22 protein-coding genes and 1 pseudogene are annotated in these 25,535 nt (G+C 65.7%); 19 read left to right on the top strand and 4 right to left on the bottom strand.

What is annotated here, in order from left to right; translation table 11 throughout:
* Positions 1 to 156 precede the first annotated feature (156 nt).
* The 17 genes from ACX3O0_RS11565 (at position 157) to ACX3O0_RS11485 (ending at position 16,835) form a co-directional block, all read left to right on the top strand.
* Positions 157 to 687: a TRAP transporter small permease gene (locus ACX3O0_RS11565; RefSeq protein WP_459088977.1), complete on the top strand. Its 531-nt coding sequence runs from the start codon at positions 157 to 159 to the stop codon at positions 685 to 687.
* Complete coding sequence (locus tag ACX3O0_RS11560; protein ID WP_459088975.1) at positions 684 to 1,961, top strand: TRAP transporter large permease; 1,278 nt, start codon at positions 684 to 686, stop codon at positions 1,959 to 1,961. Before ACX3O0_RS11565 ends, ACX3O0_RS11560 begins: the two co-directional genes overlap by 4 nt.
* A 54-nt stretch (positions 1,962 to 2,015) precedes the next feature.
* Entirely contained in the window at positions 2,016 to 3,053 is a 1,038-nt protein-coding gene (dctP, locus tag ACX3O0_RS11555) for a TRAP transporter substrate-binding protein DctP (protein ID WP_459088973.1), read from the top strand.
* Positions 3,054 to 3,129: 76 nt separating this feature from the next.
* Positions 3,130 to 3,582, top strand: a complete 453-nt coding sequence (gene aroQ, locus ACX3O0_RS11550) for a type II 3-dehydroquinate dehydratase (RefSeq protein ID WP_459088971.1) — start codon at positions 3,130 to 3,132, stop codon at positions 3,580 to 3,582.
* An 8-nt stretch (positions 3,583 to 3,590) separates the two neighbouring features.
* Positions 3,591 to 4,574, top strand: a complete 984-nt coding sequence (locus tag ACX3O0_RS11545) for a Gfo/Idh/MocA family protein (RefSeq protein WP_459088969.1) — start codon at positions 3,591 to 3,593, stop codon at positions 4,572 to 4,574.
* Positions 4,571 to 5,443 (top strand): shikimate dehydrogenase, encoded by an 873-nt coding sequence (locus tag ACX3O0_RS11540; protein ID WP_459088967.1) that lies wholly within the window; start codon positions 4,571 to 4,573, stop codon positions 5,441 to 5,443. Before ACX3O0_RS11545 ends, ACX3O0_RS11540 begins: the two co-directional genes overlap by 4 nt.
* A gap of 13 nt (positions 5,444 to 5,456) precedes the next feature.
* Positions 5,457 to 7,298 (top strand): bifunctional sugar phosphate isomerase/epimerase/4-hydroxyphenylpyruvate dioxygenase family protein, encoded by a 1,842-nt coding sequence (locus ACX3O0_RS11535; RefSeq protein ID WP_459088965.1) that lies wholly within the window; start codon positions 5,457 to 5,459, stop codon positions 7,296 to 7,298.
* A 104-nt stretch (positions 7,299 to 7,402) separates the two neighbouring features.
* Positions 7,403 to 8,491 carry a Gfo/Idh/MocA family protein gene (locus tag ACX3O0_RS11530; RefSeq protein ID WP_459088963.1) on the top strand — a complete coding sequence of 363 codons (1,089 nt, stop codon included), beginning with the start codon at positions 7,403 to 7,405 and terminating at the stop codon, positions 8,489 to 8,491.
* Positions 8,488 to 9,279: an IclR family transcriptional regulator gene (locus tag ACX3O0_RS11525; protein WP_459088961.1), complete on the top strand. Its 792-nt coding sequence runs from the start codon at positions 8,488 to 8,490 to the stop codon at positions 9,277 to 9,279. The genes ACX3O0_RS11530 and ACX3O0_RS11525 overlap by 4 nt, the downstream gene beginning before the upstream one ends.
* Positions 9,276 to 10,040, top strand: coding sequence for an SDR family NAD(P)-dependent oxidoreductase (locus tag ACX3O0_RS11520; protein WP_459088959.1), 765 nt, complete (start codon positions 9,276 to 9,278; stop codon positions 10,038 to 10,040). The genes ACX3O0_RS11525 and ACX3O0_RS11520 overlap by 4 nt, the downstream gene beginning before the upstream one ends.
* 27 nt (positions 10,041 to 10,067) lie before the next feature.
* Positions 10,068 to 10,364 (top strand): Dabb family protein, encoded by a 297-nt coding sequence (locus ACX3O0_RS11515; protein ID WP_459088957.1) that lies wholly within the window; start codon positions 10,068 to 10,070, stop codon positions 10,362 to 10,364.
* A complete protein-coding gene (locus ACX3O0_RS11510) occupies positions 10,361 to 12,115 on the top strand; it encodes an FAD-dependent oxidoreductase (RefSeq protein ID WP_459088955.1) in 1,755 nt (584 codons plus the stop codon). The genes ACX3O0_RS11515 and ACX3O0_RS11510 overlap by 4 nt, the downstream gene beginning before the upstream one ends.
* A gap of 13 nt (positions 12,116 to 12,128) precedes the next feature.
* Positions 12,129 to 12,878: a hypothetical protein gene (locus ACX3O0_RS11505; RefSeq protein ID WP_459107810.1), complete on the top strand. Its 750-nt coding sequence runs from the start codon at positions 12,129 to 12,131 to the stop codon at positions 12,876 to 12,878.
* 29 nt (positions 12,879 to 12,907) lie between these two features.
* Positions 12,908 to 13,750 carry a sugar phosphate isomerase/epimerase family protein gene (locus ACX3O0_RS11500; RefSeq protein WP_459107809.1) on the top strand — a complete coding sequence of 281 codons (843 nt, stop codon included), beginning with the start codon at positions 12,908 to 12,910 and terminating at the stop codon, positions 13,748 to 13,750.
* 109 nt (positions 13,751 to 13,859) lie between these two features.
* Positions 13,860 to 14,891, top strand: coding sequence for a TRAP transporter substrate-binding protein DctP (gene dctP / locus ACX3O0_RS11495; protein WP_459107808.1), 1,032 nt, complete (start codon positions 13,860 to 13,862; stop codon positions 14,889 to 14,891).
* A gap of 10 nt (positions 14,892 to 14,901) precedes the next feature.
* Positions 14,902 to 15,936, top strand: coding sequence for a zinc-dependent alcohol dehydrogenase (locus ACX3O0_RS11490; RefSeq protein ID WP_459107807.1), 1,035 nt, complete (start codon positions 14,902 to 14,904; stop codon positions 15,934 to 15,936).
* 110 nt (positions 15,937 to 16,046) lie between these two features.
* Entirely contained in the window at positions 16,047 to 16,835 is a 789-nt protein-coding gene (locus ACX3O0_RS11485) for an IclR family transcriptional regulator (protein WP_459107806.1), read from the top strand.
* 25 nt (positions 16,836 to 16,860) lie between these two features.
* On the opposite strand, the gene ACX3O0_RS11480 is transcribed toward ACX3O0_RS11485, so the two are convergent.
* On the bottom strand, positions 16,861 to 18,312 hold the full coding sequence (locus ACX3O0_RS11480) for an L-lactate permease (RefSeq protein WP_459107805.1): 1,452 nt from the start codon (positions 18,310 to 18,312) through the stop codon (positions 16,861 to 16,863).
* Between the two features lie 402 nt (positions 18,313 to 18,714).
* Here ACX3O0_RS11480 and ACX3O0_RS11475 point away from each other — a divergent pair.
* Positions 18,715 to 19,172, top strand: a pseudogene (locus tag ACX3O0_RS11475) (DUF4383 domain-containing protein).
* A gap of 39 nt (positions 19,173 to 19,211) precedes the next feature.
* On the opposite strand, the gene ACX3O0_RS11470 reads toward ACX3O0_RS11475, so the two are convergent.
* Positions 19,212 to 20,807, bottom strand: coding sequence for an HNH endonuclease signature motif containing protein (locus ACX3O0_RS11470; RefSeq protein WP_459107804.1), 1,596 nt, complete (start codon positions 20,805 to 20,807; stop codon positions 19,212 to 19,214).
* Positions 20,808 to 21,028: 221 nt separating this feature from the next.
* Positions 21,029 to 21,967, bottom strand: a complete 939-nt coding sequence (locus ACX3O0_RS11465) for an alpha/beta hydrolase (protein ID WP_459107803.1) — start codon at positions 21,965 to 21,967, stop codon at positions 21,029 to 21,031.
* Positions 21,968 to 22,307: 340 nt separating this feature from the next.
* Between ACX3O0_RS11465 and ACX3O0_RS11460 the strand changes: the two genes are divergently transcribed.
* The gene (locus ACX3O0_RS11460; protein ID WP_459107802.1) at positions 22,308 to 24,296 is read left to right on the top strand and encodes a DEAD/DEAH box helicase; all 1,989 of its coding nucleotides are present in this window, start codon (positions 22,308 to 22,310) and stop codon (positions 24,294 to 24,296) included.
* A gap of 186 nt (positions 24,297 to 24,482) precedes the next feature.
* On the opposite strand, the gene ACX3O0_RS11455 is transcribed toward ACX3O0_RS11460, so the two are convergent.
* Positions 24,483 to 25,463 carry an EamA family transporter gene (locus ACX3O0_RS11455; RefSeq protein WP_459107801.1) on the bottom strand — a complete coding sequence of 327 codons (981 nt, stop codon included), beginning with the start codon at positions 25,461 to 25,463 and terminating at the stop codon, positions 24,483 to 24,485.
* Positions 25,464 to 25,535 lie beyond the last annotated feature (72 nt).

The following is a 25,535-nucleotide window of genomic DNA, read 5'->3' as shown; positions in this document are numbered from 1 at the left end:
GGATCTTTCGGGTGCCTGATAGAGGCATCGCGCTTTTGGAACGACATTCCGAAAATGTTGTTCCAACGGCGGGTCTGTGCAAGGCTACGGATCGCGCAGCGAAATAATCCTGCTGCAAGAACCGTGTACGTCGAGGCAAATGAAGGATGTAGCTCAATGAAGAGACTGGTTGACCAAGCGCGGGGGGTGACGCGAATTCTGGGCATCGCAGAGACCATTTTGGGCGCTCTGCTCATGCTGCTGATCTTCGCGCTCATGCTCCTGCAGGTTGCGCAGCGTTACCTGCCGATTGGCCCGGGGGTTTGGGTGGGCGAGCTGGCCCGCTTCGGACTCGTCTGGTTGACTTTCGCGCTCGCCGGCTATCTCGTGAGTAAGAACGAGCACGTCGCGATCGGCGTCATCGACACCTGGCTCAAGGGTGATGCCTGGCGTCGCGGAGTGATCGTCTTCGTCAATATCGTGATCGTCGTAGTCGCCATCCTCTTCGCCATCGACGCATGGGCGATGGTCCAGGGCGCGACGATGCAGAAGACACCGGCCACCGGCATCCCGCTCTCATTCATCTACATCATCCCGTTGATCGGGTTCGTACTCTCTGCGGTGCATGGAGTCGTCCGGGTGTTCTCTGGCATCACGCTGCCGCTCGCCGACCTGATTGACGAAGAAGAGAGCCTGGCCAACGCATGAGCCTCCTGCTGTTTGGCATCCTCATTGTCGTCCTGCTCATCGCCCGGGTTCCCGTCGCGTTCTCGCTTCTCGGCCCGTCGATCATCTACGTGCTCACGAACGGCATGTCGGACGGACTCGCCTCGCGGATTGTCGCCGGTGGCGTTAACAGCTTCGCGCTGTTGGCCGTGCCGCTCTTCATCCTCCTGGGTGTCATCGCCAACCGTTCGGGCATCGCCGATCGCATCTTCGACGCGGCCGTGGAGACCCTCGGCAAGCTGCGCGGCAGTCTCGGCTACGTCAACGTGCTCGTCAGTCTGGGTTTCTCCTGGATGAGCGGGTCGGCGTTGGCGGATGCTGCCGGGCTCGGCAAGGTCGAGGTGCCGGCCATGGTGAAGCGCGGGTACCCGAGGCGCTTCTCCGTCGGTGTCACGGCGGCGTCGGCACTGATCAGCCCGGTCATGCCCCCGAGCATCCCGGCCGTCATCTATGCGTCGATCGCTGCAGTGTCGACGGGGGCCCTCTTCGCCGCGGCCATCGTCCCGGCGTTCCTCATGGCCGCCGGCATGTTCATCACCGTCTGGGTCTGGGCGCGCAAGCACCCCGAGCTGCGCGGCGAGGACTTCAACTTCAAGCGCTGGTGGAAAGCCACCGTGCGGGTGCTTGGCCCGCTCGTCGCGCCGATCATCATCCTCGGCGGCATCCTCGGTGGATTCTTCACGCCAACCGAGGCAGCCGGAATCGGCGCCCTCTACGTGCTCATCCTGGGCTTCCTCTACCGCACGATCCTGTTCAGGGACATCCCGTCGATCTTCAAGGAGGCCGCCGTCACGACTGCGTCGATCACGTTGATCCTCGGCGCATCAGCGCTGCTGGGGTGGATCCTCGCTCGCGAACAGGTGCCCCAGGCGGTTGCCAAGTTCCTGCTGTCGCTCACCGACAACCCCTACGTGTTCCTGCTGCTCGTCAACCTGCTGCTGATCCTGCTTGGCATGTTCATCGAGCCGACGAGCGCGCTGGTCATCAGCGTGCCGATCCTGCTGCCCATCGCGGTGCAGTTCGGGATTGAGCCGGTGCACTTCGGCGTCATCGTCATCATGAACCTCATGATCGGTCTGCTGACACCACCGATCGGCGGCGTGCTGTTCGTGTTGAGTACTGTCACGAAGACGCCCATCGACGAGGCGTTCAAGGGCGTCGCGCCATTCCTCATCCCCTTGGGTGCCGTCCTGCTGATTGTCACCTTCGTACCGGCTCTTGCCCTGTTCCTGCCGGAGGCTCTCGGCATGCTCTGATCTCAACCCCTGTCCCTGTAACACAGCAATACATCAATTCAAAGGAGAAACAAGATGTCCATCTCACGTAAGCAACTGCTCGCACCGCTCGCGCTGCTTTCAGCGGCCGGGCTCATGCTCGCCGGTTGCTCCGCCGATAACGGCGGGTCCGGCGACGACGCAAACGGTGGCGAAACCATCGAGTTGACGCTCGCCAACAGCTACACCGATGATCACCCGCACAACCGGTGCGGGGCGACGGTAATCGCCGAGCGCATCAATGGCATGGATATCGGCCTGCAGATCGAGGTCTTCGCCAACAGCACCCTCGGCGGCGACGCTGACCGCTTCACGTCGCTGATGGCGGGTGACATCGACATCGACATGCAGGGCTCTTCGGCCATCGGGTCGACCTACCCGCCCATTGGGGTGCTCGACGCGGCCTATGTCTTCCGCGGCGCAGACCACATGTTCGACTACTTCGCCAGCGAACAGTCAGACACGCTGAAGGAGGATCTGCTCGAAGCGACCGGTACTCGGGTCATCGAGCCGTTCTTCTTTGGCATGCGCACGTTCAGCGCCAACTCCGCGATCCGCACCCCAGAAGACCTTGAAGGCCTGCGGATGCGCTTCCCCGACACCCCGGCCTACCTCCAGAACGCCGAGGCGCTCGGTGCCAACGCGGTAGCGGTTGCGTTCGAGGAGATCTTCCTGGCGCTGCAACAGGGAATCATCGACGGCCAGGAGAACCCCATTCCCACGGTGGCGTCGATGAGCCTCGACGAGGTTCAGAGCCACGTCAGCCTCAACAACCACCAGACAGGCTTCCAGCTTGTGCTGATCAATGAGGAAACGTGGCAGGGCTTGAACGACGAGCAGCAGGGGGCCTTGAACGAGGTTATCGCCGAGGTTCGCGACGAGAACCGCGTCTGCATCGACGAGGATCAGGAAGCGATCATCGCCGAGTGGGAAGAGGCCGGAACGGTTGAGGTCGTTGAGGACGTCGACATCGAAGCCTTCGAGGAGAAGGCAGAGGAGTACTTCCTCGAGAAGTTCACCGGTGCCGACCTGGAGCTCTACGAGAGCATCCGCGCTTCGGCTCCTGCCGCCTAAGTAATGTCCCTGAGGGCCCGGCCGTCGCGCCGGGCCCTCATCTTCCACCGCACCATTCCCTGAAAAGGAGCCATCGATGACCGAAACCGCCCGTCCTATTGTCAAGGTGCTCAACGGCCCCAACCTCAACCTCTTGGGCTTGCGCGAACCGCACCTCTACGGCTCCACCACTCTCGCGCAGGTGGAGAAGCTCTGCGCCACGACGGCCGCCGACCTCGGCATCGACATCGAGTTCCACCAGAGCAACCACGAGGGCGTCATCATCGACCTCATCCATGAGGCACGTGAGCGCTGCCAGGGCATCCTCATCAACCCCGCCGGGTTCACGTCGACGTCGATCGCGATCCTCGACGCGCTGCTCGCATCCGAGTTGCCGATCGTCGAGGTGCATGTCACGAACATCCACAAGCGCGAGGAGTTCCGTCACATGTCGTATGTCTCGAAGGCGGCAACGGCGGTCATCGCCGGCGCCGGACCGCAGGGGTACGAGTTCGGCCTGCGACACCTTGCCGCGCTGACCGCGAAGTAGCTGCGACCGTGAGCGTGCGCTGGGGAATTCTGGGAACCGGTTTCATCGCCGAGCTTTTCGCCGCCGACCTGAACCACGTCGGCGCTGAGCTGGTTGCCGTGGGTTCTCGCAGCGACGCATCCGCTCGACGTTTTGCCGAGCGGTTCGGCGTCCCCGTCGCCCACGATAGTTACCGTGCGCTGTGCGAGGTCCCCTCGATCGACGCGATCTATGTCGCGAGCCCGAACCCGTTTCATGCCGAGCATGCCCTGATGGCACTTCGGGCCGGCAAGCACGTGCTGCTCGAAAAGCCGTTCACAATGACGACGGATGCCGCACGCGCGGTGATCGATGAGGCGGCGGCACGCGGGCGGGTCGTCATGGAGGCGATGTGGACTCGTTTCCTCCCGCACATGGTGCGCGCCCGAGAGATTGTCGCGGACGGGACGATTGGCGAGCCGCGGGCACTCGAGGCCAACCTGAGCCAGGCCTTTGCGCCCGATCCCGAACATCGGCTCAACAATCCGGAGCTCGGCGGCGGCGCCTTACTCGACTTGGGCGTCTACGTAGTCTCGCTGGCCACCGATTTTCTCGGCCTGCCACGGCAATGGCATGCTGTCGTCAGCCCGGCGCCCACGGGCGTCGACAGTCAGGCGTCGATTGTGCTCGGCTTCGATGGCGGCGCCCAGGCGGCGCTGCACATCGGCCTCGACCATCGCGGCTCGATGCGGGCCACCCTGCTGGGCACCCTGGGGCGCATCGAGATCGATGATGCCTGGCACCGGGCGAGTGCCCTGAGCGTGTTCGACAACGAGGGAACTCTTCTGGAACGCTTCGAGCCGGTGGTCGAGAGCCGCGGGATGCAGTTCGAGGCGGCAGCGTTCGAGGCGTTGATCGCGGACGGCGTTCTGGACAGCCCTGTGATGCCGCAGGAACAGACTCTGGCTGTGCTCGAGGTTGTCACCGACATCCGCGACCGCTTTATGGCGGAGCAGCCACAGGAGCGTCCATGAGCAGTCTCGGTGAGAGCCATCTGGTCGGGCTGATCGGCAGCGGCATCACCCGCTCGCTGACTCCGCCGATGCATGAGCGCGAGGCCGATGAGCTGGGCTTGCGCTACCTCTACCGACCCATCGACCTCGACATCCTCGGTCGTCCTGCGAGCGACGTGGGCGCGCTGCTGAAGGAGGGCCGCGATTTGGGCTTCACCGCCTTCAACATCACGTTTCCGTGCAAACAGATGGTGCTTGAGCATCTCGACGAGCTGTCGGCCGACGCCCGGTCGCTCGGCTCGGTCAATACGGTGCTCATTCGAGACGGACGGTTCATCGGCCACAACACCGACCACTCCGGTTTTGCCTGGGGGCTGACCAACGGGCTGGCGGGTGCATCCCTGAACAGGGTTGTGCAGCTCGGCGCAGGCGGGGCCGGGACCGCAGTTGCCTATGCACTGCTGACGGCGGGGGCGCGAACGTTGCACATCAGCGACCTCGATGCCGACCGCGTGAGCGCGTTCGTGGCAACCCTGGGGGCGATTTTCCCCGATCGCGATATTGTGGCGATCGGCCCCTCTGACCTGCCCGGCGTCATGCCGCTTGCCGATGGGCTGGTCAACGCAACCCCGGTAGGCATGCACCACCACCCGGGGCTCCCGCTCGACGAGTCGTTGGTGCGCTCGCACCTGTGGGTTGCCGACGTTGTCTACCGCCCGCTCGAGACCGAACTGCTGCGCCTCGCAACAGATCGCGGATGCCGCGTGCTCGACGGCGGAAACATGGCGGTCGGCCAGGCGATCGACACGTTCGAACTCATCACCGGGGTCAGTCCCGACCCGGCGCGGATTCGCGCCCACTTTCTTGATCTGATTGCCCGGGAAGTCTGACGAAAGGGTCACCATGCGCACGTCCATCGCCACGGTCTGTCTGAGTGGCAAGCTCGAGGAAAAGTTGCACGCCTGTGCCGAGGCCGGTTTCGCGGGCGTCGAGATCTTCGAGCAGGATCTGCTGGTGTCGCCGCACAGCCCGGAGCAGATTCGCGACCTGGCGGCGCGGCTTGGCCTCTCGCTGGACCTCTTTCAGCCCATTCGCGATGTCGAAGGTGTCGAGCCGGAGGTGTTCGCCGAGAACCTGCGACGGGTCGAGGCCAAGTTCGTGCTGATGAACCGCCTCGGTATCGACCTGGCGCTCATGTGTACGAACGTGGCGACGGCCACGATCGACGACGACGAGGTGGTCGCCGACCAGTTGCGCCAGTTGGGTGACCTCGCCGAACGCTACGCCGTGCGGGTCGCCATGGAGTCCCTCGCGTGGGGCCGCTTCATCAGCGACTTCGAGCACGTGCAGCGCGTTGTGGGTCTGGCTGACCACCCGGCGGTGGGTCAGTGCCTCGACACCTTCCACGTGATCTCGCGCGACTGGGCGCTCGAGCCGCTGGAGAACCTCCCGGTCGACAAGATATTCTTCGTGCAGCTCGCCGATGCACCGCGGCTCAGTCTTGATGTGCTCTCGTGGAGTCGCCATTACCGTGTCTTTCCGGGCCAGGGCGACATGGATGTGCCGGCTTTCCTCGGCTACATCGCACGCACCGGCTATGACGGGCCCGTTTCGCTCGAGATTTTCAACGACACGTTCCGGCAGGCCGACCCGTTCCGCACTGCGGTCGACGGGATGCGCAGCCTTGTCTGGCTGCAGGAGCAGACGGCCCTGTGGCTTGCCGGCAGGCCGGGAACTGCGCCGCGCATGGAACTCGCCCCCCTCGTGCAGGTCGAGGAACCGAGCGGGTACAATTTCGTCGAAGTTCGGGCCGACGACTCCCATCGCCTCCGCGATGTGCTGGCCACCCTGGGCTTTCGGTCGCAGGGAAAGCACCGCAACAAGCCCGTGGAGCTGTGGGAGCACGGTGGTGCCCGCATCATCGTGAACGAGCAGCCGACATCGCGCACCGAGCCGGCGATCGCCGCTCTCGGATTCGATGTGCCTGACCCGGTGCGGGCCGCGTCCCGTGCGCTGCAGTTGCGCGCGTCGTCGGTGCCTCGAAGCCAGCAGATCGGCGAGGAGGTGCTGCAGGCGGTCAGCGCCCCCGATTCGACCGAGATCTTCTTCAGCCGCGTCGATTCCGAGGGGGTGCCGCCGTGGGCGGTCGAGTTCGGGGACGGTGAGCGCGTCACCGGCACCGATGACCTCATCACGCACATCGACCACGTGAATCTGGCCCAGCCGTGGCAGCACTTCGATGAGGCCGTGCTCTTCTACCAGAGCATCCTCGGCCTGCACCCCCAGCCTTCCCTCGATGTGCCTGCACCGGTCGGTCTCGTGCGCAGCCAGTCGATGAGCACAACGGATGCTGCGGTGCGTCTTGCCCTCAACATCGTCCCCGCCCTGTCGGGCGACGACGACGGCACCATCTATCCCCAGCATGTCGCGTTCCTGTGCCGCGATATCGTTGCCCTGGCCGAGCGCGCGGTCGAGCGCGGCCTTGAGTTCCTGCCCATCCCCCCGAACTACTACGAGGATCTCGCCGCGCGTTTCATCCTGAGCCCGGAGTTCCTCGCCGAACTTGAGCGCCTGCACCTTCTCTATGACCGGGACGAGCACGGCGAGTTCCTGCATTTCTATACGGGAGCAGTGGGCCGGGTTTTTCTCGAGGTCGTCGAGCGGCGAACCGGCTACGCCGGTTACGGCGCCCCCAATGCACCCGTTCGGCTCGCTGCTCAGCACCGGCTCCTGGAAGCCAAGTAGCGGGGTCGACGTGTCCAAGCATCTGTCATAATTGGAACCCCGTTCCAAAAAGCTGCTACCGTGTTGTAGCGGGGTACCCGCAACAACAGTGAAAGGTGACAATGGTGTCGACCAGTCCACGCAAGCCGCTGCGCATCGGCCTCATCGGCGCCGGCTTCATGGGGCGACAGCACGCCGAATACATCGAGAACAATCCCGACGCCCTGCTGGCCGGTATCGCCGACCCGTTCACCGCGACGGTCGCCGATGAGCGAAACGTTCCCCACTTCGGCGACCACCGCGAGCTGCTCGCGCAGCCAGGGCTCGACGCGGTCGTCATCGCCAACCCCAACAATCTCCACGTCGACACGGCAATCGATTGCATCGAGGCGGGCGTCGCCGCACTGCTCGAGAAGCCGGTAGCGCCCACCTACTCCGAGGCGCTGCGCCTCATGGCAGCAACCGCGGCATCCGCCGTACCGGTGCTCGTCGGCCAGCACCGACGCCATCACCCCTCCATCTCGGTTGCTCGTGACCTGGTTCAGACGGGTGGACTCGGCAAGCTGATCGCCGTCAACGGCATGTGGGCGGCGCGCAAAGAAGACAGCTACTTCGACGAAGAATGGCATCGCACGAAGGGTGCCGGCGTCATGCTCATCAACCTCGTGCACGACCTCGACCTGCTGCGCTACATCTGCGGCGAAATCCTCACCGTGCAAGCCGCTCTCGGCCACGAAGCCCGCGGCCTCGAGGTCGAAGACACCGTGAGTGTTGTGGTGCGGTTCGAGAACGGCGCGCTGGGCAGCTTCATTGCTTCGGATGCTGCGGCTTCCCCCTGGGGCTGGGATCAGTCCACCGAGGACTTCAATTCGTTCCCCTACATTCCGAACAATGCGAGCTTCTTCCTTGCCGGCAGCGAGGGCGCGCTCGCCGTGCCCAACCTCGCCCACTACTTCTATGCCGGCGAAGAAGCAAACTGGCATCATCCGCTCAGCCTTCGCTACGAGGAGAAGGGCACCGGCGACTCGTACACGCGCCAGATGGCCCACTTCGTCGATGTGGTGCGCAACGAGGCGACGTCGATCGTTTCGGTCGCGGATGCGGCACAGACCCTCGCCCTGATTGAGGCCGCCCGCGAGGCTGGCGAATCGGGCGGCACGGTTGTCGTGGCCGACTACATCAAGCGAATCGCCATGCTGGGCGGTGTGTCGTGAGCACAGCCGTACCCCGAAGTTTCGCCGTGCTGGAGCTGCTCGTCGGAAAGCCCGACGGCCTGCAGCTGGGTGAGATCGCAGAAGCACTCGAGCTACCGAAGAGCGCTGCCCACCGAGTGCTTGCAGAGCTCGTCGCCCTCGGGTACGTCAATCAGGAAAACGCCGACGGTCGCTACGCGCTCGGCCTGCGCCTCATCTCCCAGGCCGTCCGACACCTGGCGCGCATACCGCTCGTCGAACTGGCGAAGCCGCTGCTCGACCGTCTCGCCGAGGTCTCGGGCGAATTGGCTCGCCTGGGCCTGCCCGATCACGGATCACTCATCTGGGTGGCGAAGACGCAGGGCGCGCGGTCGGGCCTGCGCTACGACGCCGACGCGGGTCGCGAGGTCAAACTGGTACGCACGTCCAGCGGCATGGCCTGGCTTTCGACGATGTCCGACGTAGTCGCGAGTGCGCTCCTCGCCGCGCAGGGCTTCGACGACCTCGAGAACTTCGGACCCGACGGCCCGACCGACCTGGAATCCGCGCTCGAGTTGCTGAACCAGGTACGGGCGGATGGCTACTGTTACACCGACTCGACGTTCGAACTCGGCACAGCGACGATCGCGGTGCCCATCAGCTCAGAGGGAACCGTCGCCGCCGGCGTGCTCAGCATCTCCGGGCCAAGTGTGCGCCTGACGCAGGAGCGCGGGCTCGCCCTGGTGCCGCATCTGCGCGAGGCCGCCGCACAACTTTCCATATTCAGTGTCGACTCGGGGCGCGAGCCCCAGAAAGCGAGCGTTTCATGAACGCCATCATCATCACCGGCGCCGCCGGCGGCATCGGCCAGGAAGTGGCGCGCCGACTGGCCCGGGACCACGGTTCCAACGCGCGGCTCGCCCTCGTCGGACGCACCGAAGAACGTGTGCAGGCCCTCGCCGATGAGCTGCGGGAAGCCGGCGCCAATGTGCTGCAGGTCGGCAGTGACCTGGCCGCTGCCACCGGTCCCGGCGAGGCCGTCAAGGCGGCGGCAGCGCACTTCGGTGGCATCAGCGGCGTGGTGAGCGTCGCCGGCATCATGGGAAGCGCGCGCCTCACCGATGTAAGCGTCGAAGATTTCGATCTTGCCTTCGCCGTCAATGCGAGGGCCACTTTCCTGCTGGGTAAGGCAGCCTTTCCCCACCTTGCTGAGTCGAGCGGGTCCCTCGTCGCGATCGGGTCCATGGCCGGAAACGATGCCGCGCCGTTCGGGGCGTACAGCGCCACAAAGGCGGCGCTGCAGATGATCGTGGAGCTTTTCGCACGCGAGTGGGGACAGGCCGGAGTGCGGGCGAACGTTATCTCCCCCGGCATGATCATGACGCCCATGTCGCCGGCCGCCCACAACGAAGAGCTTCGACTGCGGAGGGAGGGGCGCATCCCCCTTGGTCGCATGGGTGCGCCCGACGACATTGCCGGCGTCGTCTCGTTCCTGCTCAGCCAGGACGCCCGGTACGTGACGGGCGCGAACATCGCGGTCGATGGCGGAGTGCGGGGCAACTACGTCTCCGGCGTCGTCGGCGTCTCATAGCCCGCAGCAGTGAAAGGACCCTCAACCATGATCAGACACGTCGCCGTACTCCGGTTCGTCCCCGAGTTCACTGAAGGGCAGCGCGACGAGTGGATCGCCCTTCTGCTCGACCTGCCCAACCACATCCCGCAGATCAGGGCCATCAGTGCCGGCAAGAACGTCGTGCCCGGGCCCGCCGCACATGAGGTGGCCATCGTCGCCGACTTCGACAGTGTGGCCGACCTGCAGACCTACTCGACCCATCCCGCTCACCAGCGCCTTGTCGATATCTCGGGCCCGGTCAAGGCGTCGCTTGCCGTCGTCGATTTCGAAATAGACGGATGACCGGGGCACGACTCCATCGAATTACCGAGTATCCCGACGGCACCGAATTCGATGTAGTCGTGGTCGGTGCTGGCGCGGGAGGCCTTGCGGCCGCGCTGTACGCAGCCATTCGGGGGGCCCGGATTCTGCTCGTCGAGCGCACGGACCTCGTGGGCGGCACGACGGCCTATACGGCCGGCACGCTCTGGATTCCGGGAACACACCTGGCGCGCGAGGCGGGGGGCCCGGCCAACGACATCGACTCGGCGGAACGCTATCTCGACACCGCAGTGGGTGACCGGTCCGACCGAAACCTGCGCACGGCGTTCTTGCGTGCCGGCCCTGAGGCGGTCGAAGTACTCGCCCGCGAGCACGGCATGGAGCTTCGGGTGCGCCCCCACCACCCCGACTACATGGGCGAGCTTGCGGATGCTGCGCTGGGTTGGCGTCCCGTTGAGGCCCTCACGGTGAATGGCTCCCAGGTGCCCGCGCTCGATGTCATCCGCCAGCAGACACAAGAGTTCACGGTTTTCGGTGGCATGATGCTCGAGCACCAGGAGATCGCTGACTTCAGCAAGATAGCCCGTTCGCCGTTCGCGCCGTCGAGCTGGCGGCCGCTCGTCAGTGCTGCCCGCGTGTTTGCACGACACCTGCTGACGCGCCCTTTTCATCGCAGGGCAACGCGAATGACGATGGGGAATGCCCTCGTCGGCCGCCTCATGATCGCGCTCGGCAACCGCGAGGTGCCGATCGTGTTGGACGCGACGGTCGACGAGATCGAAACCCGAGATGGACGCGTCGTCGGCGTCGTCATCGAGCAGCACGGCGTCCGTCGGCGTTTCGGGGTGCGCCAGGGACTGATCTCGGCAACCGGTGGGTTCAACCGCAGTGTCGAGCGCCGGGCGGCCCTCATGCCGAAGGTGCCGATGGAGTGGAGCCCCATCGCGCCTGGCTCCACCGGGCAACTGCACGACAAGATAGAGGAGCTGGGCGGCCACTACGGCGAGCTTCCCGACACGTCCGGATTCTGGGCCCCCGTCTCGCTGCCGCCAAGGGCCGATGGCACCACGGGGGTGTACTCGCACTTCGCCCTCGACCGCGCGAAGCCAGGTTTCCTCGTCGTCGATCAAGACGGCATCCGCTACCTGAATGAATCCCTGTCGTACCACCGCTTCGGCCTCGCCATGCAGCAGCGCGAGGGTGGCAAAGGCATGCCGAGCTATCTGATCGGCGACGCGCAGGCCGTCAGGCGCTACGGCATCGGAGCCGTGTTCCCAGGCGGGTGGGGCACCCGGCGCCGTCTTCGCGACGGCTATCTGGTGCGGGCGTCGACGATTGACGAGCTCGCGGCGAAGCTGCGGCTGCCCGCCGACGTACTGCGCGCCAGTGTTGAGACCGTCAATCGGGCGGCCGCCGATGGCGTCGACCCCGAGCTGCATCGCGGCACGACCGCGTATGAACGCAACCTCGGCGATGCGGGCCATGGACCCAACCCGTCGCTGGGCGCCCTTACCGAGGGACCGTACTTCGCCATTCGCCTCTATCCGGGCGATATCGGCGCCGCGCAGGGCTTCGTGACCGACCAAAATGCAGGCGTTCTACGGCGCGACGGGTCCGCGATCGGCGGTCTCTACGCGATCGGCAACGACATGCAGTCGGTCATGGGCGATCGGTATCCGGGCCCGGGCATCACCCTGGGACCGGCCGTCGTCTTCGCCTACTTAGCCGTGCGGGATGCCGTGGCCGGGCCCACTCTCAAACCATTTTCATAGCGAAGGAGCATCCATGATCAACGCCAATGCAGTCCTCTCGATCTGGCACGATATCGAGCCCACCGGGCAGGCCGACTACCTGGAGTGGCATGTCATCGAGCACACGCCGGAGCGGGCATCCATTCCCGGCTTCGTGCGCGGCCGCAGGGGTGTCGCCGTCGATCCACACCAGTCGCCCAAGTACGTGACGCTGTATGAGGCGACGGATGTCACCGTGTTCCGCTCGGCGCCCTATCTCGAGCGCCTCGACAACCCGAGTGAGTGGACCCAGCGCATCCAGCCGTCCTTCCAGAACTTCGTGCGCTTCGCGAACGAGGTGTCGGTGCAGCGTGGTTTCGGCGACGGTGCCTTTGTCACGACCGCCCGTTTCGAGACCGTCGGCGCATCATCGACCCAGTATTCGGATGTTCGGGGTCGCCTTGAATCACTCGTGGACGCCATCGAAGTGGTTCCGTTCGTGGCATCGGTCGCGCTCGCCCGCTCCCGGGACGATGTCACCGACTACGTGACGGAGGAGGCCGAGCTGCGCCCGGTCAACCCGGACCTCGACGGCGTCTCGCATGTGGCGCTGCTCTGCGTCGACACGCTCACGGAGGCGGCGGCCGGTGCCGTCCGCGCGCTCATCCTCGCTGCCGGCGGTGAACTCGGCGACGTTCGGGTCGGCCACTGCTCGACCTTCCTCGTCGACTACGTCGTCGCAGCCGATCAGGTGAACCGGGAGCCGTTCTCGGCCGCGGCGATGGACCAGCGTGGCCGGATATGACCGAATCCCTTCCCCTGCACCCGAGAGTAATGTTGCCCCTCCCGCCCCTGGGCATCGCCCCACTCTGCGCGATCGGTGCTACCCCGGCGGAGTACGTTGCGGCCGCTGCATCCGCCGGTTTCGATTTCGTGGGCATCCGCGTGTCGCCGGTGACCGAGGTCGACACCGTCTATACGCCGGATGGTGACGAGTTCCGCGAGCTCGAGCGGCTGATCGCCGATAGCGGGCTCTTTGTGCTGGACACCGAGGTGTTCCGCATGACGGAGCACGCCACTGCGGAGCTGTGGATGCCGCTGCTCGAGATGAGCGCACGTCTCGGCGCCCGGCTGTTCAACGTTGTCGGGGCCGACCCCGACCTTTCGCGCCTGGCCGACAGTGTGGGCAGCCTCACGCGCGACGCGGCCTCGTTCGGCATCACCCCGGTGCTCGAGCCGCTCTCCTACCTGCCCCTTAACTCGTACACGGCAGCCGTCGATATCGCGCTCGCGGTCGGCTGCGCGGTGGAACTGGACGGTCTGCACGCGATCCGCACGGGGCTCGATCCCCGGCTCGTCGCTGAGCATCCCGACCTGTTTCCCGTCTTCCAGGTGTGCGATGCTCCCGCCGTGCTGGTGGAATGGGGGGAGGAGCGACCGCCCGGTGCCCGCCCGGGTGACAGCGACATGATCATCGAGTCGCGGCTCAACCGGCTGCTTCCGGGGCGCGGCGACTCACCTCTCGGCGAGCTCATGGCCGCTCTCCCTCGCGCCACGCCTCTCGCCATGGAAGTTCCGAACCTGGAGCTCCAGGCGCGCCATTCGGTCGACGAGTACATCGAGTTGCTCCACCGCGAGGCCGTGGAGTTCGTCACACGGTTCTCGACTTCGGCGTGAGATTCGCCGCATGACTTGGCTTCGACAGTCAACTCTGCCAAGCTACGACTATTAGTTTCTGAAACAGCGTTCCAGAAAACGTAGGCCCATCATTTCAAAGGAGAAACCCTTGGCATTAACCCGTAGATCGGTGCTTGCCCCGCTCGCCATACTGTCCGCAAGCCTCCTGCTGGCCGGATGCGCCGGTGGCGACGGCGGAGACACTGCGGATGGGTCAGACGACATAGTCAGTCTCACGTTCGCGAACAGCTTCACCGACGACCACCCGCACAGCCGCTGCGGCGCCACCATGATCGCCGACAAAATCAACGAGATGGAGATCGGCCTGCAGATTGACGTCTTCACCAACAGCAGCCTCGGCAGCGACGTCGACCGTTTCACCTCGCTGATGTCCGGCGACATCGACCTCGACATCCAGGGCAATTCGGCGATTTCCTCGACCTATGGGCCCGTCGGAGTGATGGACTCTGCCTACGCCTTCACGGGCGCCGACCACGTCTTCGAGTTCTACGACAGCGGTGCTGCCGACCAGATGAAGGCGGACCTCCTCGAGGCCACCGGCACGCGTGCCATCCAGCCCTTCTTCTTCGGCATGCGCAGCTTCAGCGCGAACAAGCCGATTCGCACCCCCGAAGACCTCGAAGGTGTTCGGATGCGCTTCCCGGACACCCCGGCTTACCTCGCGAACGCCGAGGCTCTCGGTGCAGAAGCAGTCGCCGTCGCCTTCGAAGAGCTGTTCCTCGCGCTCCAGCAGGGCATCGCTGACGGCCAGGAGAACCCCATTCCGACCGTCTCGTCCATGAGTCTCGACGAGGTGCAGAGCCACGTCAGCCTCAGCGAGCACCACGCGGGATCGCAGCTCGTCCTCATCAACGAGAAGCGGTGGCAGTCACTGAACGACGAGCAGCAAGGCGCTCTCACCGACGTGATCACCGAGGTGCGTGACATCAACCGCAAGTGCATCGATGACGTGCAGCAGGAAATCATCGACGACTGGGAGGCGACCGGTGCCGTTGAGGTGGTCACAGACGTCGACCGCAAGGCGTTCGAGAAGAAGGCCGAGGCCTACTTCCTGAACAAGTACACGGGCGTTGAGCTGGAACTCTTCGAGAGCATCCGCTCTTCGGCCCCGGCCAAATAGTCACATCGTTATGAGAGCAGTGGTCAAGACCGCACCGGTCGACGGGGCCCTCGAGCTGGTTGAGTTACAGCGGCCCGTTCCGAAACCCGGTGAGGCGCTGCTCGCTGTGACGGCAGTCGGCATCTGCGGCACCGATGTCGCAATCTGGAGGTGGAAGGAAGCGGTCGTCGGCCAGTACGGCGCCCGCTTCCCCCTCGTCCCCGGTCATGAGATAGGCGGCCGGGTGGTCGAGTCGAGTTCCGGCGCCTTCGCCGTCGGGGCGGTCGTCGGCGTGAACCCGCAGATCTCCTGTCGGGTCTGCCAGTTCTGCGCCGAGGGCCGCCCCACGCTCTGCATCGACCGGGTGTTTCTGGGCGGGGGCGTCGACGGCGGCTGGGCTGAGTATGTCTGCGTGCCCGAGACGAACCTGTATGCGCTGCCCGACGGCGTGGACCCGGACGTCGCAACCCTGATGGAGCCGCTCGCCGTGGCGGCGCACGCCGTACTCGAGCGGGCACAGCCCGAACCCGGTGACATTGTCGTGATTATCGGTGCGGGGCCGATCGGGCTGGCCACGCTTATTCTGGCCCTGGACGCCGGGGCCGGTACGGTTTTCGTCACCGGCATCGGTGCCGACATCGCCCGCCTCTCCCTGGCGGCCGAACTCGGCGGAATCCCCATCAATGTCGACGAGCAGGACCCGCTCGCCGTCGTTCGCAACGCACAGGCGGACGGTGCCGATGTGGTCTACGAGACGAGCGGCAGCCCCCTCGTGTTCGGGCAGGCGCTGTCGCTCAGCCGGCGTGGCGGGCGCATTGCCATGATCGGGCTTGCGGCCGTGCCGAGCGAGGCGGTCATGACCCCCATCGTGCTGCGCGAGCTGACGGTGCTCGGGTCGCGTGGCTACAACGAGTCCACCTGGAACCGGCTTCAGCGCGTTCTGCCGCGCGTGCAGCAGCAAGCGTTGACGCTCGTGTCGCACCGAGTTCCCCTCGCCGAGTTCGGCACGGCTCTCGATATGCTCGCCGGTGGCCACCGGGCCAACAAGATCCTGCTGGTTCCCTGACTCGCGGCGGGAGGACGTCTCGTTTTGGCGTCCCCCGCTGGAGTAGAGTCTCAATGTTTGCACGCTCATCGATTGTGACTGTGCCGGACCCACTTCTAGTCGAGGATCAGATGAGTTCAACCCTGCTGCGCGCATTCACCATCCTTGAGTTGCTCACGGGCAAACCGGACGGCATGCGGCTCAGTGACATTGCGACCACGGCTGAGCTGCCCAAAAGTGCCGTGCACCGCACCCTGGCACACCTGAGCGATGTGGGGTACGTCAGGCAGGATCCGGTGCACGGCCGGTACATGCTGAGCCTGCGCATGCTTTCCCGTGCGGTGCGACACCTCGCGAACCTCCCGTTGATGGAGGTGGCAGCTCCGCTCCTCGACGAGCTGGCCGCAGCATCCGGCGAACTGGTGCGGCTCAGTGTCGCCGACGGTGACACTCTCGTCTGGGTCGCGAAGCGGCAGGGGGCACGATTCGGGCTGCGCTACGACCCGCAGGCGGGGCGCGAGATCAAGCTGATCCGAGCATCAAGCGGGCTTGCCTGGCTTTCCGGACTCGAGCACGATCGTGCCGTCGCCATTGTCGATGCGCAGGGATTCGACGACCTTGACGATTACGGTCCGCACGGCCCATCCACCCGCGGGGAGGCCCTCGCCGCCCTCGCCGAGGTGACAGAGCTGGGATACAGCTACACGGATGCCACGTTCGAGCTTGGCACGGCCGCGATCGCTGTGCCAATCCAGGAGCCGGGCCAGGACGCGGTGGGGGCGCTGAATATCGCCGGACCAAGTGTGAGGCTGCTACGCGAGAATGCTCTCGAACTGCTGCCGATGCTGCGGGATGCTGCCGACGTCCTCGCGGTGCTCAGCTCGACGACGTCGCCGGTGCCTCTGACCGACGAGCCGTGATGTCGGGCCGCCGCCCTTCGGTGCGCTAGCCCGCGGTGGTCGCCAGCAGCAGCGTCAGCGGCGCGAGCACCACGATGACGGCGGCGTTCGCGATGAGCACGGTCGCGATGATCCGCACGGGGTCGGCGGGAGTCTGATCGGGGGCGCGCAGCCCGTCGGCCACGCTGATGGCGAGCGCGACCCGCGACGGCGATGTCATGACGGCCGCTCCGGTGGCCACGTTTTGCGCTCCGAGTGCGACCATGGCGCTGGCCCCGAGGTTACTGGCGGCGGTGGTGACTCCACCGGCGAACATTGCCGCGGTGGCGGTGTTCGACGCCGTGACATAGCCCCCGATGAACCCGATGAGTGGGACGACGAGCAGGAACCCAGTGCCGAGGCCGGCGGCCGCCTGCGCGAGTGTTGAGCTAATGCCGTTGGCGGCGAGGAGCCCGCCGAACACGATGAACAGCACCGTGATCACGCTGACTGGCCAGAACAGCGCGAAGCCTTTGCGCGCGCTCGCCCACGCGTCACTCGGCGCGATTGACAAGAAGGCGGGGGCGGATGCTGCAGCTATGAGCAGCCACAACGCCGGGCTGGTGAGCAGCTCTCCCCACACGCCGAGTTGGACGACCGCCGTGATGCCGGTCATCACGAGCAGCCCGACGACGAGCAGTAGGTAGGGCAGCAGCGAGACGACGGTGTCGCGCCGCATCCCGGGGATGGGTCCGCCGCTGACCCGTGCGATGAGCAGCACGCACGCGATCGCGGCGAACGACGCGAGGATGCCGGCGAGTGCCACGCTCACCCATGCGTTCGCGGCGATGAGCGCCAGCCAGCTGACCACTGCCGTGGCGAGGGTTTCGCCGGACATGCGGAGTGCGGCCCGGCGTCCCATGCCGACGAGGGCGATGCCCGCGCCCATGATGATCAGCACGGGCAGGCTGAGGATGGCGCTCCACACCCCGATGTCCCGCAGGTCGACGCCGCTCATTTCGGCCATGACGAGCAGGCCGGGGCCGAGGGACCCCCACGGGGCGAGCACGATTCCGAGCAGCCCGATGGTCGCGGCTTTGGTGGTGTTGAGGCCGACGCGCATGAGTAGCGGCACCCCGATGATGACGCCGACGCCCCATCCGATGATGCATTCGGCGAGTGGGGTGACGCCGAGTCCGAGTAGCAGTACGGCACGGTCGCGGTTGTGTGCGGCGGCTCCCAGCCATCCGCCGATTTTTTCCTGGGCCCCCGACACGGCGAGGAATTCGGCGAGCATCACCCCGCCGAAGATGATCAGTACGACGGCCACCGTCAGCACGAGCAGCGACTGGGTTGTCGAGAGGAGGGCCTCCGAGGTGATGGGGAACCAGACCCAGAGCGCGAGGGTGACGCCGATGACGCCGATCACGGCTGGCACGGGTTTGACCCGCAGGGCGAGCAGTCCGGCGATGAGCGCAAGGGGCAGCGCGGCGAGACCGATTTCTAGTGGATCGGGCAAGGAATCCCCCGATCAGAGCGGCTAACTGCGGATCTAAATCTACCCCATTCTCTTGACCCCGGGCGACGCTTCCGCTGTCGAAGAACTCGGCGTGACGCCGGAGGCGTCCTGTCGCTGATCGGCGTGCTCATGCATTGGCATCGTCGCCATTGGCGGGCTGGTGTCGTCGACTTTGCTGACCCTGGTGTTGCCGTCGCTGTGTTTCCTGGTGGGGGGTGCAAGGGAGCGGGGGCTCGAACGTATGGCTGCCGTGTCGGTCGCATAACTCCGGCTGTTTCACCAGCCCCTTACGCACAGCAATTCGTCGGCCTAGCCTGCGCACCAATTGGGTATCTGCTCATTTTCCGGGTGGCGTGTTCTCCGTTTTCCCGGCAAGGCGTAAGGGAGCGTGTGATGAGTTCAATGAGTGATCGATCCGCGGCACGGCGGTTCGCCGAGACCCCCGTCCAGAAGGCGGCGCTGACCGTGGGAATCGTGTTCCTGCTGGTCGGCATCCTGGGGTTCATCCCGGGGTGACGTCGAATTTCGACCAGTTGATGTTTGCTGGGCATGACTCCGGCGCCCTGCTCCTTGGGGTGTTCCAGGTGTCGGTGCTCCACAATTTCGTTCACCTGCTGTTCGGGATCGTCGGTGTTGCGGTCGCCCGCACTGCTAGCGCATCGCGGCAGTACCTGATCTGGGGTGGTGTCGTCTACTTCGTGCTCTGGCTGTACGGCCTGTTCGTGCCGCACGAGTCGATGGCGAACTTCGTTCCGCTGAATGATGCGGATGATTGGCTGCACCTGGTGCTGGCCATCGGCATGGTCGCCCTGGGTCTACTGCTCGGGCGGGACCGCGACCGGAACCGTCGCACCGCGTAGCGACTGGAGCTGTAATGGCTCTGGTTGGTGGGCAGAGCTCTACCCCGTGAGCGGGGTTCGCCCTCTGCCTCGCCTTCGCCGGTCTCGTTCTTGTTGTTCCCTCTGGAGGTCGGCGAGGGCAGCGGATTTGTGGGGCATCAGCCGAGGCGTTCGGGTCGGGTCCACGGCGGCGGGCGGATGCAGCCAGTAGGTGCCGCCGGTACGGGTGATCTCCCAGTGGTTGTTGTGCAACAGCATGTGGTGGTGTCGGCAGAGGAGGATCCCGTCGGCGAGGTCGGTTTTGCCGTGGTCGCGTTTCCAGTGGTTGATGTGGTGGGCTTCGGTCCGGGAGGCGGGCTGGTCGCAGCCGGGCCAGCGGCAGCCACCGTCGCGGGCGGCCAACCCGATACGCTGCAGGGCACTATAGAGGCGTTGTTCCCGCCCCAAATCGATGCATTGCCCGTTACGGTCGAAGGTTACTGGCACCATCCCGGACTCACACAGGTGCCGTTCGACCGTTTCGATCGACACCGGGGCGGCCTGCCCTTCGATCCGCCCGTGCCCGCGGCGACCCGACCCGCCAGTACCGGTGCTGTCGGTAGTGCCGTCAGTGTCGACCGATGTGTCGGCGCTGTCCAGGGTGCTGCCGGTGACCAGCACGCGGACGGCGGGGCTGCGGGCACCGAGCACACTGCGGGTGGCGGTTTTGGCGGTGGTGTCGGCCCCGATACGCAACACCGCCATGATCCCGTCGAAGGAGAGTTGTTCGATGCTGCGCGGGTCGGCCTCGATTGCTTCATCGCGTGCCTTCTCGGTGGGGTCGACCATGCGGGGGCCGCCGCGGCGGGGGGAGGTCAACGCGTCGTAGATGCTGTCGAGGTAGGCGGCGTTCTCCGGGTCGGCGAGCATCGTGTAGACGGTCATCCCGTCCGGGCGCAGATACCGTTTGAAGGATCGGGCATTGTGCCGGGCGCGCTCTCGGTCGGCGATCCCGGCCTCATCCAACTCATCCCGCAGGCTCCGGGCCCGATCCAGCAGTTGGTCGGCGTTCAACGGGTCCGGTGCGGACGGGTCGGCTGGGTCTGGGTCGGCCTGATCCGGGTCGGACAGGTCGACGTTGCCCGGGCTGGCCAGGTCAACGAGTTGGGCGGCCGCGCCTGCCAGCAGCTCGGCGGTGATGTCCTCGGTCGGGGTGCCCAGTCCGAGCCGGATGGCTTCGGCCGCCTCGATCGAGATGGTGCCGGCGGCGACGGCCCGGCCGACCGGGGCCAGCCAGGGTTTGGTCAGTTCGGGGGAGGCTTCGCCGGTGCGTTCGGCTTCGGTGATTAGTTCGGCTTCGTAGATGATCCCGCCGGTGCGCACCAGTTTGGCCGCTTCCCGGGAGGTGGACCCGGTCAAATGCTGCACCAGTTTCTCCGCCGTGCGAAACCCGCCCTTTTGTGCCAGTCCGGCGTAGCCGAGCTCGTAGGAGGAGCGGCGAGCGATCTCTCCGGCCACCCGCGCTTCGCGGGCTTCCAGTTGGTGGCGGGCGGCGGCCAGTCCGACCGGAACCTCGGTCAATTCCTCGTCACTCATCCCGGTGAACGATTCGGCATCCGAGGGCAGCAACGCGATCGCGGCGTTGACCTCAGTGAGGGAATCGGTGAACTGGGACATGCTCCTATTCTCCCACATTCGAACGTTTATTCTAGTGCTTTTGGGGACTTCTTATCCACAGATTTGTTGTGGATAAAGGGAAGCGAGGGGGTTGTGGAGGAGAAGACGACGGGCGAACCTCGGTGGGTTTCGACAAGCTCAACCAGCGGAAGCGGGTTTCGACAAGCTCAACCAGCAGAAGCAAGCTCAACCAACGAAGACAAGCAACCGACGCGGAACCCCTACAGGTGCGCCCGCAGGAACCCAACGATCTGCGCGCGCAGCTCGTCGTTGAGCATCGCGATGGAGTGCAGCTTGCCGGGAACCTCGACGGAGACCGTCTCGACCTCGCCGAGAGCGAGCGCGTCCACCAGGGCCTCCGCCTGCTCGATCGGGATGAACTCCTCGAGCGAGTGTCCGACGAAGAACGGCGGGTCGCTCGGGTCGATCGAGTGGACCGGCGATGCGGCAACCGCGGCGTCGCATCCGTCGTAGTCCGCGCAGCCCAGGTAGTCGAGCTGTAACTGCCGGAACTTCTCGTCGTAGCTGTCGGCGTAGTCCCCGGTGAGGTCGATCGGCGCGCTCAGTTCGACCACCGCGGCGACCCGGGTGCCGACGTCCCACGGCCCGGTTCCGGATGCTCCGAGCAGGGAGACCAGGTTCCCGCCCGCCGATCCGCCGAACGCGCCGATCAGCGCCGGGTCGTACCCGTACAGTTCCACCTGCGCCGGCTGCCGCAGCCAGGTGACTGCCGCGCGAACGTCATCGATCCCGGCCGGGAATGGGGCTGCCGGCGCGAGCCGGTAGTTGAGGGAGAACGCCACGAAGCCTTCGGATGCCAGCCACTCGCAGGCGCTCCGCCAGTGCAGGCTGGCCTTGTCCCCTTCACGCCAGCTTCCACCGTGCACCGACAGCACCGCCCGCCGTGGTCCGCTGTTCAGGGAGCTGCTCTCGGCATCCGCCGGCTGGCAGACGTCCAGGCGTTGGAGGGCGTCGGTCCCGTAAGCCACGTTCTCGACGACCGAGACGTCCGGATAGATGGGCACCTGCTCTTCAACGGATGCCGGTGTCACGCGATCGGTGTCGGGCGAGCACCCGGCGAGGGTTGCGATCAGGGCAGCGGCGATCACCAGCGCGCCTGGCGCAATGCCGCCGCGTGCGGCACGCCGGAGGTGAAACATGTTGCGGACACTTTAGTTCTATTTCGCAAGCACCCTGTACACCTATTTTCGCGGCGGTTGCCTGATCATCCGCCGCTAAGCGGCCTTCCGGGCGCAGAATCCGTGCTAATTCGGGGCCGGTCCTGTAACGTAGACAGGTCGGCTCTAGACATCGCGGTTTCGCGAATGGGTTTGTAAGTCTTTCGGGCCGGTTCCCACACATCAACTACTCCTTGAATGTGCCTGGGAAAAATCACGTATGTGAACGGTCCTGGCCAACGGTTGCCCGGGTTCCTGCAGTAGTGCAGCAAAAAGTGCTGTGCCCTGCCATGCAATTTGAAACAACCCGGAAAAAGCACCTATGTCAATCAACAAATTCACCGGCAAGAAGTCTGCCAAACGCACCGACTCGACCCGAGGCGGTCACAGCCCGAACCATCGCGGTTACCAGGCGGATGCTGCGGCTCCCGCCAAGAAGCGCTGGAACGCGGATGAGCGTGCCGCTCGCACCGGCGACAGCCAGCACTCGGCGGACCGCCGCCCCAACTGGACGCCTCGCGAGGACCGTCCGGCAAGCCAGCAGCGCACCGAACGCCCGTCATACGGTGACCGTGCAAATCGCACGGAGCGTCCGTCCTACAACGATCGTCCGGCTCGCACCGAGCGTCCCTCGTACGGTGACCGTCCGCAGCGTTCCGAGCGTCCCGCATACGGCGACCGCCCGGCTCGCACGGAGCGCCCGTCGTACAACGATCGCTCCAACAATTCTGCTGGTCGAGTAGGCCGCGAGCGAAGCGAGCAGCCGTATCGAGACCCCGCCGAACAGCGTGGCCGTTCCAGCGACCGTCCCCAGCGTGCTGAGCGTCCGTCCTACGGCGACCGCCCGGCACACACGGAGCGCCCGTCTTACGGTGACCGCCCGGCACGCACGGAGCGTCCCGCATATAACAACGACCGCACCGAGCGTCCTTCGTACGGTGAGCGTCCGGCGCGCACCGGGCGTCCCTCCTACAACGACCGCCCGAAGCGTTCGTTCGACGACCGTCCGAAGCGTTCCTTCGACGAGCGTCCGCCGCGCCGCGATTCCGACCTGTACCCGGCGCGTGACGCGAAGACCCACGCCCACCACGAGGACGTCGTGCTGGAGCGCCTCGAAGCACAGGTGATGACTGCCGGTGACGTCGCGGGCAAGACCTTCCGCGACCTTGGCCTGGGTGACAACATCACCCGCCAGCTGGCATCCATGGGTGCCGAGGCGCCGTTCCCGATCCAGGCTGCGACCATCCCCGACGTTCTCGCCGGGAAGGATGTCCTGGGCCGCGGCAAGACCGGATCGGGCAAGACGATCGCCTTCGGCGCACCGCTGGTCGAGCGACTCATGGAGAACAACGGCGGCAAGGGCCGCACCGAGGGCCGCAAACCCCGCGCGCTGATCCTCGCCCCCACCCGCGAGCTGGCCATGCAGATCGACCGCACGGTTCAGCCCATCGCCCGCAGCGTTGGCCTGTTCACCACCACCATCGTGGGCGGCGTTCCCCAGCAGAAGCAGGTCATGACGCTGCGTCGCGGCGTTGACATCGTCATCGCCACCCCCGGTCGTGTCGAGGACCTCATCGAGCAGGGCCGCCTCGACCTCAGCCAGGTCACGGTCACGGTGCTCGATGAGGCCGACCACATGTGCGACCTGGGCTTCCTCGAGCCGGTGCAGCGCATCCTGCAGCAGACCAAGCAGGGCGGCCAGAAGCTGCTCTTCTCCGCCACGCTCGACAAGGGTGTTGCCACCCTGGTCAAGCAGTTCCTGGTCGACCCGGCCGTGCACGAGGTCGCCGGTGAAGACCAGGCGTCTTCGACCATCGACCACAAGGTGCTGCTCATCGAGCAGCGCGACAAGCGTGCCGTCATCGAGCAGCTCGCGGCAGGTTCGGGCAAGACCCTGGTCTTCGCCCGCACCCGTGCGTTCGCGGAGGAGCTCGCCGACATGCTCGACGATGCCGGCATCCCGGCCACGTCGCTGCATGGTGACCTCAACCAGTCGCGCCGTACCCGTAACCTGCAGATGCTGACCAGCGGTCGCGTCAACGTGCTGGTGGCAACGGATGTCGCTGCCCGCGGCATCCACGTCGATGACATCTCCCTGGTGATCCAGGCGGATGCCCCGGACGAGTACAAGACCTACCTGCACCGCTCCGGCCGCACGGGTCGCGCGGGCAAGCAGGGCACCGTCGTGACGCTGATCAACAAGTCCCGTCGTCGCAAGATGGACGAACTGCTGGGTCGCGCCGAGATCGACGCGACCATGGTCAACGCCGCCCCCGGCGATCAGCTGCTCGACCAGCTGGCCGCTCTGTAGTACCAGAACCCTTGCAACGAAGGCGCCTGCCCATCACAGGTGGGCGCCTTCGCTGTTCCGCGCCCGCCCACGCCCGCCCACAATCGAGGGACCTTTTCGGCCAGCAGCACCGTCTGAGGGAAGTTCTTGCTGAGAATCGGCAGATTCTCCCTCTTTTCCGCGGTCAGAACCCTGGTGCGACTGGAGTTACACCACCGCGAGCATCGCGGCGGCAACCAACGCCAGCACCAGCCCGACGACCTGGCTTGGCGCGAGGCGCTCCTTGAGCACAACGGCGGCCAGGATGATCGTGCCGGCGGAGTACATCGCGGTCAGCACCGACATGATCGTCAATTCGCCGAGCCGGAGGCCCAGCAGCATGAGCGCGTTGGCGACGGCATCCAGAACGCCGCAGATGATCGCGAGCTTCAGGCCGGACAGCCACGGGTGCGGAGAGTGGGTTTCGGCGACCATGGTGGAGGGCTCGGCTTTGATATTGCTACCGGCCTCGACGAGCTCGGCTGGTCTCGACGAGCTCGACCCGCTTAACTCGCTCGACCAGCTAGAGGTCGGCCGACGGCGGGCGGCGACCAGCGCCAGCACGGCGATCGTCACCACCATGATCGCAGCGTTCACCGACCGGTTCGCGATCAGCGGCAGCAGGCCGGAGTCGTCCGGTGTGAGGTCGATGAGGATCATGAAGACGCCGATCAGCGCACCGGAGCCGGTCGCCATGGCGAGGGCCTTCGCGCTGGGACGTACCGCGTTCTTCTCCGGAACGAAGCCGACGAGCACCACGGCGACCAGCGCCAGCCCGAGCGCGAGGTAGCCGAGCGGTTCGAGCCGTTCGCCCCGGATCAGCCCCGCCGTCATCGGCACGATCGCGGACACGACCGCTGTCAGGGGCGACAGGATGCTCATCGGCCCGATCGCGAGGCAGGCGTACAGAAGCACGATGGCTCCGGCCCCGGATATTCCGGACAGGCCGCCGTAGAGGATCGCTTCCCTCGACCATTCCCCGCCGATCAGCGGCAGGGCGAGCAGCAGCACGATGAGCCCGGCGACCGCCGCGATCGCGGTCACCCGGATGCTGCTGATCCGCTTCGATGCCAGCCCACCGAGGAAGTCGGCCGCCCCGAAAATGAGGGCGCCGCCCAGGCCGATGATGACGACGATGAGTGTGAGCACGAGGGATAATCTAAGCCACGGCGGTGAGGGCCTCGACGAGCTCGACAGGCTCGACCAGCTTAATTGACGAGT

The organism is Homoserinimonas sp. A447, assembly GCF_054489325.1.
This window is presented reverse-complemented; position numbering and strand designations above follow the sequence as displayed.

Excerpts from the sequence above, each read along its gene's own strand:
- ACX3O0_RS11565 (WP_459088977.1), top strand. The coding sequence starts at position 157 with ATGAAGAGACTGGTTGACCAAGCGCGGGGGGTGACGCGAATTCTGGGC.
- ACX3O0_RS11560 (WP_459088975.1), top strand. The coding sequence starts at position 684 with ATGAGCCTCCTGCTGTTTGGCATCCTCATTGTCGTCCTGCTCATCGCC.
- dctP (WP_459088973.1), top strand. The coding sequence starts at position 2,016 with ATGTCCATCTCACGTAAGCAACTGCTCGCACCGCTCGCGCTGCTTTCA.
- aroQ (WP_459088971.1), top strand. The coding sequence starts at position 3,130 with ATGACCGAAACCGCCCGTCCTATTGTCAAGGTGCTCAACGGCCCCAAC.
- ACX3O0_RS11540 (WP_459088967.1), top strand. The coding sequence starts at position 4,571 with ATGAGCAGTCTCGGTGAGAGCCATCTGGTCGGGCTGATCGGCAGCGGC.
- ACX3O0_RS11535 (WP_459088965.1), top strand. The coding sequence starts at position 5,457 with ATGCGCACGTCCATCGCCACGGTCTGTCTGAGTGGCAAGCTCGAGGAA.
- ACX3O0_RS11520 (WP_459088959.1), top strand. The coding sequence starts at position 9,276 with ATGAACGCCATCATCATCACCGGCGCCGCCGGCGGCATCGGCCAGGAA.
- ACX3O0_RS11515 (WP_459088957.1), top strand. The coding sequence starts at position 10,068 with ATGATCAGACACGTCGCCGTACTCCGGTTCGTCCCCGAGTTCACTGAA.
- ACX3O0_RS11510 (WP_459088955.1), top strand. The coding sequence starts at position 10,361 with ATGACCGGGGCACGACTCCATCGAATTACCGAGTATCCCGACGGCACC.
- ACX3O0_RS11505 (WP_459107810.1), top strand. The coding sequence starts at position 12,129 with ATGATCAACGCCAATGCAGTCCTCTCGATCTGGCACGATATCGAGCCC.
- ACX3O0_RS11500 (WP_459107809.1), top strand. The coding sequence starts at position 12,908 with ATGTTGCCCCTCCCGCCCCTGGGCATCGCCCCACTCTGCGCGATCGGT.
- ACX3O0_RS11490 (WP_459107807.1), top strand. The coding sequence starts at position 14,902 with ATGAGAGCAGTGGTCAAGACCGCACCGGTCGACGGGGCCCTCGAGCTG.
- ACX3O0_RS11485 (WP_459107806.1), top strand. The coding sequence starts at position 16,047 with ATGAGTTCAACCCTGCTGCGCGCATTCACCATCCTTGAGTTGCTCACG.
- ACX3O0_RS11470 (WP_459107804.1), bottom strand. The coding sequence starts at position 20,807 with ATGTCCCAGTTCACCGATTCCCTCACTGAGGTCAACGCCGCGATCGCG.
- ACX3O0_RS11465 (WP_459107803.1), bottom strand. The coding sequence starts at position 21,967 with ATGTTTCACCTCCGGCGTGCCGCACGCGGCGGCATTGCGCCAGGCGCG.
- ACX3O0_RS11460 (WP_459107802.1), top strand. The coding sequence starts at position 22,308 with ATGTCAATCAACAAATTCACCGGCAAGAAGTCTGCCAAACGCACCGAC.